Annotated in this window: 8 protein-coding genes; 4 read left to right on the top strand and 4 right to left on the bottom strand. The window is 42.7% G+C overall.

The features are described from left to right. Positions 1-229, top strand: a 229-nt coding sequence (locus tag PS3_RS10715) for a hypothetical protein (protein WP_235720004.1), incomplete at its 5' end; no start/stop codon positions are given. A 92-nt stretch (positions 230-321) separates the two neighbouring features. Here the strand turns inward: PS3_RS10715 and potE are convergent. Beyond that, positions 322-1,638: a putrescine-ornithine antiporter gene (gene potE / locus PS3_RS07880; protein WP_040468698.1), complete on the bottom strand. Its 1,317-nt coding sequence runs from the start codon at positions 1,636-1,638 to the stop codon at positions 322-324. Between the two features lie 314 nt (positions 1,639-1,952). Between potE and adhE the strand changes: the two genes are divergently transcribed. Continuing rightward, positions 1,953-4,562: a bifunctional acetaldehyde-CoA/alcohol dehydrogenase gene (adhE, locus tag PS3_RS07875; protein ID WP_007122583.1), complete on the top strand. Its 2,610-nt coding sequence runs from the start codon at positions 1,953-1,955 to the stop codon at positions 4,560-4,562. 25 nt (positions 4,563-4,587) lie between these two features. Here the strand turns inward: adhE and PS3_RS07870 are convergent, their stop codons facing one another. From PS3_RS07870 to PS3_RS07860, 3 genes are all read right to left on the bottom strand, one after another. Further along, positions 4,588-6,309, bottom strand: coding sequence for a glycosyltransferase family protein (locus PS3_RS07870; protein WP_141566755.1), 1,722 nt, complete (start codon positions 6,307-6,309; stop codon positions 4,588-4,590). 6 nt (positions 6,310-6,315) lie between these two features. Beyond that, complete coding sequence (locus PS3_RS07865; RefSeq protein WP_007122582.1) at positions 6,316-6,885, bottom strand: LOG family protein; 570 nt, start codon at positions 6,883-6,885, stop codon at positions 6,316-6,318. A gap of 86 nt (positions 6,886-6,971) precedes the next feature. Next, complete coding sequence (locus PS3_RS07860; protein ID WP_007122581.1) at positions 6,972-7,334, bottom strand: DUF4828 domain-containing protein; 363 nt, start codon at positions 7,332-7,334, stop codon at positions 6,972-6,974. A gap of 149 nt (positions 7,335-7,483) precedes the next feature. Here PS3_RS07860 and PS3_RS07855 point away from each other — a divergent pair, with 149 nt between their 5' ends. Both PS3_RS07855 and PS3_RS07850 read left to right on the top strand, forming a co-directional pair. Next, the gene (locus tag PS3_RS07855; RefSeq protein WP_007122580.1) at positions 7,484-8,494 is read left to right on the top strand and encodes a Gfo/Idh/MocA family protein; all 1,011 of its coding nucleotides are present in this window, start codon (positions 7,484-7,486) and stop codon (positions 8,492-8,494) included. A 4-nt stretch (positions 8,495-8,498) separates the two neighbouring features. Continuing rightward, positions 8,499-9,776, top strand: a complete 1,278-nt coding sequence (locus PS3_RS07850) for a DEAD/DEAH box helicase (RefSeq protein WP_007122579.1) — start codon at positions 8,499-8,501, stop codon at positions 9,774-9,776. Positions 9,777-9,790: the final 14 nt, after the last annotated feature.

The raw sequence follows: 9,790 nt of genomic DNA, 5'->3' as shown, positions 1-9,790 counted from the left end.
ACTTGATTTGATGTTGCTTTTTTCTGCTGTAATTGATAAACGTTATATATTATCTTTCTTTGTAATGGCAATGGTTAGTTTAATAGCATATTCAAAGACAAATTTTGGAATTCAATATCCATTGGTTTTTACTTCAGTAATAGTACTTGCAACTTATGTATATAGTTGCTATATAGCTTACGATTTTTTCATTAGCAGAGAAATGCCATCTCTCAAAAAGAATAGGTAATTAAAATGTGTGTTAGTAATGGTATCTATAAGTCAGCTGAATAGAATGAAAAAGAGTTATGACTAGTAAAATAGTCATAACTCTTTTGTCTTTTATAAAGTAAATCCAGTAAAACGATCGGCGATTAAGCCGTACACTAGCATTCCAAAGAAGACGACTAGGGATCCGGCTGCTAAAATATCAATTCCGCAAGCATACATTGAGTAAATACTGTAGATCCCAGCGACAAAGGCAATGAACATAGTGGTCCGGTGGAAAGGAACTTCACGGCCTAGTTTCATTTGATTGACCTCGGTAACCTTTAGAGAAGCCATACAAAGCAGATAAGGAACCAGATTTAAGACAACGGCTAAATTAACTAATTGGTTAAATTGTTCATTTAGAGTTGGGTTAATGGTCATAAATGAAAGTATAAATTCAATGATCATGATGGTGAGCATCCCGACAAACGGGGCCCCGTGAGCGTTAACCAATTTGAAAAACTTCGGGAAATAACCAGCGACGGCCGATACTCGAAAGTTTTCACTAATGGTGAATTGCCAACCTAAGAGGGCACCAATACATGAAATCGTCATCATCGCCATGACGAGCTTCCCAAAGAAAGGACTTAAAATTGAAGCGTAAACCAGCCCGAAAGGAGCGTTGGATTTTGCTAGAGCAGCGTGACCGATAATCCCTTGTGCAACATTGGTAGAAAGAATATAGATAATTCCAGCCGCTAAGGTTCCACCCAGGACAGCAATTGGGACATTTCGCTCGGGATTTTCCACCGCATCCGAATTAGATGCCGCCGATTCCAGACCTAAGAATGACCAGAGAGTGATCGGGACGGATTCCGTAATTCCAGACCACAAATTAAGGTGATGAGGATTCCAACTGGTTGCAAAGGTGTGGCCACTGAACCAGAACCAACCAAAAATAGCAATAAAGCCAACGGGAATAATGACAAACCAGACGGTGACAGAACCAATCCGGCCCGTTACTCGTGGTCCCCAATAATTGGCGAAGGTTGCGATTAGTAAGATTACAATGGTCCAAATTACAATATCGGTCGATGAGAGGTTCAAACCTAAGAAAGTTGAACCATAGCCCACGGCAGCTACTGCAATGGCAACATTAGCGAAGATCAAAGAAATCCCATAAGAGTAATTGATTAAGAAATTCCCAAATTTACCAAAGGTATTTTCGGAATATCCACCCATTCCGTTCTTACGGTTATGACCATAGGTGCCCAGCCGAGCATAAATGTAGGCTAAACTCATAGCCCCAGTTAAAGTAACCAACCAGGAGAGCACTGAGATCGAGCCGACCGCCGCTAGTTTAGCTGGTAGCATAATAATCCCTGATCCTAACATGTTAACCATCGTAATGATAGTTAACTGGAAGACACTCATTTTTCGTTTTTCCATGAAAAGCTCCTTGTTTTGCGTCAAATCGATGGACGCAGATTGATATCTATTATAACGACAAACCAGGTGAAAGGTAAATAACGTAATTAGTTATATTTTATGAAGAAACTAAAAATATTTGTTAGTAGCTTCACAATATCGGGTAATTACAGAAATTCAAACACCATAAAAATGAAACCGCTTACCTAGTTTCGATATTCACAAACTCCTGGGAATAAAGGATAAAAAAGGACTTAAATTAATTGACACCTTTGAAAAAAGGTGTAGTATATAAGTTGTGAAATAAGTAACAAACTTTTAGGAGGCCATGAAGCATGGTAGAAAAAGCAAAGCCTAAGATGACGAAAGAACGAGCTGAAGAAATCGTTGATGGTTTAGTTAAAAAGGCCCACGAAGCCTTAGACATCATGAGCGACTTCGATCAAGAAAAAGTTGATTACATTACTCACCAAATGGTGGAAGCTGGTCAAGATAAGCATATGGAATTAGCCGTGGAAGCTTATAATGAAACCGGTCGGGGTGTGATTGAAGATAAAGCCATTAAAAATATGTTTGCGACGGAAGAAATTTGGCATCACATTCGCAAGCACAAGACCGTTGGTATTATCGAAGATGATAAGGCTAACGAATTAATCAAAGTGGCCGAACCATTAGGGGTAATTGCAGGGATTACGCCAGTGACGAACCCAACTTCAACGACGCTCTTTAAAGCGATTATTGCCATGAAGACCCGAAACCCAATCATCTTCAGTTTCCACCCACAAGCCTTACAAAGTTCACGGCATGCTGCCAAGATTTTACGTGATGCAGCCATTGCTGCCGGAGCACCAGAAGGGGCTATTCAATGGATCGATGAACCAAGTCGAGAGACTTCGACAGCTTTAATTAATCATCCTGGTGTTGCTTCAACCTTAGCTACAGGTGGTCCAGGGATGGTTACAGCCGCCTACTCGACTGGAAAACCAGCCTTGGGGGTTGGACCTGGTAACGGTCCGGTATACATTGAAAAAACCGCGAACTTAAAACGGGCTGTTAATGATATTATCCTATCCAAAACTTTTGATAATGGGATGATCTGTGCCACGGAAAACAGTGCCGTCATTGATGCTGATATCTATAAAGAAGTCACGGACATGTTTAAGGCTAATCGGATGTACTTCGTACCAAAGAAGGACTTAGACAAGTTACGTAAAGCCATGTTTAATCCAGAAACTGGTTCCGTTCTTGGACCAATTGCCGGTAAATCAGCGATGCAAATTGCAGAAATGGCCGGTATTGAAGTCCCAGCTGATACTCAAGTGTTAGCAGCTGAGATCACTGGTGTTGGTAAAGATGAAGACTTATTATCTGGTGAAAAATTAAGTCCAGTCCTTTCAATCTACAAGGCTAAGGATCAAGAAGAGGCCTTTGATATTTGTGCCCGTTTGCTTGACTATGGTGGACTTGGTCATACGGCGGCGATCCAAACTTCTGACATGGAATTAGCTAAGCAATACGGTATCCAAATGAAGGCTTCTCGGGTGATCGTTAACTCACCTTCTGGCTTAAGTGGGATTGGTAACTTGTACAACCGGATGACACCATCCTTGACCTTGGGAACCGGTTCCTGGGGGGCTAACTCAATTTCTCATAACGTGACGGACTACGATTTGATCAACGTCAAGACAATTGCCAAGAGGCGGAATAATATGCAATGGATTAAATTACCACGTGTTTACTTTGAACGGGATGCTGTACGTTACTTGAAGGATATGCCAGACATCAATCGGGTCTTCATCGTTACGGGACCATCAATTCAAGCTCATGGCTATGTTGATGTGGTAACGGATCAATTGAAGTTACGGCAAAATGAAGTGCCATACATGGTCTTCTCTGATGTTGAAAACGATCCAAGTACCGAAACGGTTAAGAAGGGGGTTGCTTTGATGAACTCCTTCAAGCCAGACACTATTATTGCCCTTGGTGGTGGTTCACCATTGGATGCGGCTAAAGGAATGTGGATGTTCTATGAGAACCAAGACGCTAGTTTCTTTGGTGCTAAGCAGAAGTTCATTAATATTCGGAAGCGGGCCTACCGGTTTGAAAAACCAACCAAAGCCCAAATGGTGGCCATCCCAACTACTTCGGGGACTGGTTCAGAAGTCACCCCATTTGCAGTCATTACGGACTCAGAAACGCATGTTAAGTACCCTCTAACTGATTATGCTCTGACACCAGATGTGGCGATTGTGGACCCACAATTTGTCGATACGGTACCAAAGGGCAACATTGCCGCTTCAGGATTGGATGTCTTAGCTCACGCGATGGAATCATATGTATCGAACATGGCATCAGATTACACCCGTCCATTATCCTTACAAGCAATTAAGTTAGTCTTTGAAAACTTAACGAAGTCCTACAATGGAGATGCCAAGGCGCGCGAAGAAATGCATAATGCCTCGACCTTAGCCGGGATGGCTTTTGCTAACGCCTTCCTTGGAATTAACCACTCGATTGCCCACAAACTTGGGGGAGCCTTTGGCTTAACTCACGGGATTGCCATTGCGATTACGATGCCGCATGTTATCAAGTTTAATTCTACGCTACCAAAGAAATTTACGACTTGGCCAAAATACGAATACTTCCGGGCTGATGAAGATTACGCCACGATTGCTAAGACGATTGGCCTAAGCGGGAAGAACAATGAAGAATTGATTGATAAGTTATGCCTAGCCGTTCGTGATTTAGCTCACTCAGTTGGCGTGAAGTTAACTCTAAAGGACTGGGGTGTTTCAAAGAAAGACTTTGATGCTAAAGTTGATGACTTGGCAGTCTTAGCTTACGAGGACCAATGTACCACTGCTAACCCTCAAGAACCATTGATCAGTGATTTAAAGCAAATTATGATTAATGAGTACGATGGGACTGGGGTCGAAGATAAATAAGCACCAATTTAAAAAGGATCCGATTTTAGCGGATCCTTTTTGCGTTACGATAAATTTGCCAAATCAAGGTGAACAAGATACTCAATCCCCAGACAATCAGAAGGGGATAGTAATAAAATGGTAATTTAAAGGAAAGGGTGATCGTATTATGACCAGCCGGAGCTGTGATCGTCGGGACGCCAATCTGATTAACTTGATAGCCGATTTTTTTACCGTTCAGCTTTAATTGAGATTGTTGATAGGTGATCAGAGGAAGTTGGATTTTACCAGCCTGATTCTGCTGCCAGCTGATTTGTAATTGTCCATTTTTGGTCACTTGGTGGTTAAAGTCCCGGAAATGATTAATGATCGTCGCTTGATAAGTAACGGCCCGATATTGTTGCTTCCCTTTTAATTTATATTTCACGGGTAAATAGTCCGGGTGCCGTTTGTCAATAATTAAGAAGAGGGAACCCGGATGGTCCGAGTTGATGTAGTTTTTAATCAGGTGTTGATTATAACCGACGATGGAAACAGTATTGGTCCAACTGGTGAGTCCTTTGTGTTGCGCGATGATGCAACGATGGCGAGTGTGGTTAACGACAGCACCAGCCGCCATAAAGGTCGCAACGATGAGCACTACTTGAGCGATTACCCGCCAAGCTCGATGAGAATTATTGAGATAAGACAAGCTTCGGGCCAATCCTGCAAACAAAAGCGGATAGGCAATAATTGTCAGCCGGTAGGGGAATTGTAAACTAGATTGGAGTTGGGGGAGGTTTTGATCGAACCAACGCCAGGGGAACAAATTCGTGGCTAAGAAAAGCCAAACTAAGCCATTAATAACCAACCATAAGCCTAAATGATCATGTGACCGTCGCCATTGCCATGCAGTCAGCATGATGGTGATGAAAATCATTATTATCATCAAATAGCTCAAGGTACCACGGCTAGCGAGATGGATCCCGAGATGAAGGACATTTTTCGAGAGCACAAAGGCGCCGGGATTAGCAATCTGGTTTTTAGAGTAGAGGACTAGAAAATTTAACCAAACGTTGGTCGTAAAAATAATGGTGAGGCCAATGCTTTTTAATAACTGTCCCCAGAGATGCCGTTTTCGATGGCTCCTGATCCAAGCATCAATAAAGAAAGGTACTAACATGACGGTGAAGAAGATCGTGCTTAAAACATGAATTTGCATAATGACCGTCATGGTCAAAGCTAAGGGCCAAATCTTGATTCCATCATCAGGGTTTTCATGGAGACGGATGGCTTGAACAACGGCAAAAGGCGCTAAAGCGGCTCCCCAAGCGGTCATGTTTTGATACTGCATCCACCGGGTCATCCAACCAGCCCCCATAAAAGCGATCGTAATCATGATCCCGGCCCATTGGGGGGCTTTAACCTGTTTAGTGACCTGATACATCCCACAGACCGCCAGCATGAATAAAATCAAATCACTGATGATTTCATAGCCAAACCATGACTGGGTAATTGCTAAGATAAGACCATTTAAATAAGCGAACAGGGGACCGTAAACGGCATTAATGACCCTCCCAGACTGCTCAAAGCCAAAATTTGATTGGAATAAGTTAAAGTGACCGGTCTGGATTTGCTTAGCCGTATCGTAAAACCGGTTCATATGAAAGAGCCCATCGGAACCAACTAAGGTGACGTGACTAATTAGTTGGGGGCTTAAAAAGACCAGCGCCACCAGCAAAAAGATTAGGTAGGGCCATGAACACGTGAACAGTTGACGAATTCTCATGGCTCGTTACCGATAGGTCCGAACAGCGGGGGCTTGGTAGTTGTCCATGAAATCAAGCAGCTCATTAAAAGTTGCAATAAAGCCGATTGATTCCACAAAATCGCGTTCCGCAAAGCCAGCAACTTGCATCTTACCCAGCATACTTTTGAGGGGATTATAGTAACCGTTGAAGTTAAAGAGGGCGACTGGCTTAGCATTATCTCCAATGGCAGTCCATGAAAAGGCTTCGCTAACTTCTTCTAAAGTTCCTAAGCCCCCCGGCAAGGCGATCAGTCCATCGGCTAGATTCATCATCTTATCTTTTCTGATATCCATGTTGGGGACAATCTGGAGATCACTTAATCGGTCTAAACTAGTCCCGCGGTCATATAGTTCTCGGGTAATTACGCCATGGACTTGACCACCATGGTCTAAAACCGAATTGGCGACCGCCCCCATCATGCCATATTGACCACCTCCATAGACGAGACTAATTTGGTGGTCGGCTAGTTCTTGACCAAAGCGCTGGGCTAATTTGATGAATTCTGGATTATGACCAGGGTTGGCACCGCAATAGACGGCAAGTGACTTAATCATTGATTCTCTACCTCGCATAAATAGCTATAACAATCATGTTAATTATACCGACATTAAAGAAAAAACGATAGTTAAATCACTATCGTTTAGAGGGGTTCAATATTGTAGGCTTGATCATCAGCTTCATCGATTAATTTAACCGGCCGTTCTTGATTGGTTTGGATGGTGATTCGGTAACCAAATTTATCCACAAAGGTTAATTCCTGGCTGTTAATGTGTTCTACATTAGCTGGAATCGCTTGATCATCAATTGTAAGATTTAGTTTTGGTGAAATTGAAATTGTGTGCGTACGATTCCGAGTGCCATCAACATATTTCCAATTTCCAGCATATAAAACGGGCAAAGAAGTTAATGGTTTGATTTTGCGTTTCAATTGGGTGAAACCTAGCGAACTAGAAATTCCGGCGACTAAGCCAATGCTAGATACTAATAGGCTGTTTTTTCTCATATTTCGTGACCCCATGGTAAGTCGGATTTTGATATATACTAATATACCCTTTTTTTAATGAGTTTATGTTATTAAAAGATTTCAATTCTGTTAAAACTTTGCAATAATTGGTAAAATGGATTTTAGAATTACGAAAAGGGGTCAATCTTATGTTAAAACTAGGAATTATTGGAACCAATATTATTACCGATCAAATGTTAGATGCCGCTAAAACATCGGGACGTTATCAACTAACAGCCGTTTATTCCCGAACTACCAAACGAGCGAAGGAATTTGGAAAGCCATATGGGGCTACGCAATTTTTTGATGATTTAGAAAGTTTCTTTGACGAGGGGGATTTTGACGTCGTTTACATTGCTTCGCCTAATAGTGTGCACTATCTACAAGTTCGCTTGGCCATTGAAAACGACAAATTTGTCATTTTGGAAAAGCCGGCCTTTGTTAACCCCGAAGAATTTAGTCGGATTGAATCCTTATTGCAAGCTCATCCGAAAGCGCGTCTAGTGGAAGCTGCTCGTCATATCCACACAGGACTCTTCCATGAATCGGAAAATCAATTAGCGAAGATGGAAACTGTGCAAGGGGCGAACTTTACGGTGATGAAATATTCATCCCGGTATGATAAGGTTTTGGCTGGCGAGAAACCTTATCCAAATATCTTCACGCCCGAATTTGCTGGAGGCGCCTTAATGGATCTCGGGGTATACGCGGTCTATGCTTCCGTGACCTTATTTGGGGCTCCTAATAGCGTGGTTTACTTCCCAACGATGGTCAAGAGTGGTGTCGATGGCTTAGGCACGGCCTTATTAACATATGATAATTTTAGTGTCACTTTGAATTTCGGTAAGACGGCCAACTCACACTTAGTTTCCGAAATTTATGGATTGAAGGACACCTTGGTTTACGACAGTATCTTTGATACTACCAAGGTAACTTACTTTGATGCCAACAAGGAAGCACATGAACTATCAGCTAAGTATTATGAAAACTCCATGGTGGACGAATTAAACGACTTTGCTAATCTCTTTGAGAATCCAAATGATGAAGTTCAAGCAGCCCTTTACAAGAAGTGGTTTGAACTTGCACGGACCGTTAACATGGTAATGTTCAACTTGCGGGAATCAGCTGATTTGACTTTCCCTGCCGACAATAATCGTTAAGCACATGCAATTAAATGACAGATTTCAGCAACATTTTCAAGAGCGTGGTTTTGAAGAACCGACCTTAATTCAAGAGCAGGTTTTTCAACCCCTGCTTCAAGATCAAGATCTGCTTGGGATCGCTCCGACCGGCTCGGGTAAGACCTTAGCTTTTGCTTGGCCCTTATTGCCCAAATTAATGCCGCAACAAGGGGTCCAATTAGTGGTTTTAGAACCTTCGCAGGAACTAGCGATTCAAACAAGCCAGGTCTTGCGAGAATGGGGGAGTTTGCTTGGCCTACGCATTCAATCTTTAACCGGTGGGGCCAACTTAAAACGGCAGGCAGAGCGGTTGAAAAAAGGTCATCCAGAAGTGGTGGTTGGCACGCCGGGGCGCGTAAATCATTTATTAGATGAACGCATTTTAAAGTTACATCGTGTGATCGCCGTAGTAGTTGATGAAGCGGACGAACTCTTAACGGATGATTCGCACGATCAAGTTTTACGAGTTATTCAAGTGGTTCCTCAAGAGACTCAGTTAGCCCTATTTTCAGCGACGAGTGGGGAACTGATAGAGCAGTTAAGGGACCTATTTGATCGTGACTTTAGCGTAGTTGATGTTCGAGCGGATGATCACAGTCGCGGGCCCGTTAATCACGGTTTAGTGAAAGCGTCCACGATGAGCGATAAGGCAGGCATGTTGGAACGCTTGAGTCACACAAAAAATTTTCGGGCCTTTGTGTTCTTTACTAGTATTAAGACCTTACATTACACGGCAAGTCGTTTGCAGCATGCGGGTGTTCCGGTAGCTAGTTTAGGTGGTAAACAACGGCAAACGGAACGTGAAGAAATGCTTCGAAAGTTTCGCAAACGACAGGTGAAATTGTTATTAACTACAGATGTGGCTGCCCGGGGCTTAGATATCCCCAAACTACCGGCGGTGGTAAACTTTGAATTACCGAATTCGGCCGATGCTTATGTCCACCGAACCGGTCGAACCGGTCGTCAAGGCGAGCCTGGCACGGTTATTAACTTAGGAAATGATCATGATTTTCGGGATTTAAAGAAGCTTTTGGCAGAAACTGATTATGTGCTAAAACCAATGACGATTGCTAAGCAGCGGGTCATGGACCAGGAAAAAGTAAAGGAATTAGTTCAATCAAGCTCAAAGGACAAATCTACTTCTGTGACAAAGGACCCAAAGGGGTCGACAACCCAATCGACGCCGTTGAAAGCCCGTAAAAAGAAGAATCGAAAAAATAAGGGGATCCGTCTTAAGCACCGGCGCAAAGCGCAAAATTAAAATCGGACTGACTG

Source organism: Limosilactobacillus gastricus PS3, assembly GCF_000247775.1.
Classification (GTDB): Bacteria; Bacillota; Bacilli; order Lactobacillales; family Lactobacillaceae; genus Limosilactobacillus; species Limosilactobacillus gastricus_A.
The sequence above is the reverse complement of the archived record's forward strand: the minus strand, read 5'-3'. Positions and strand labels throughout refer to the sequence as shown.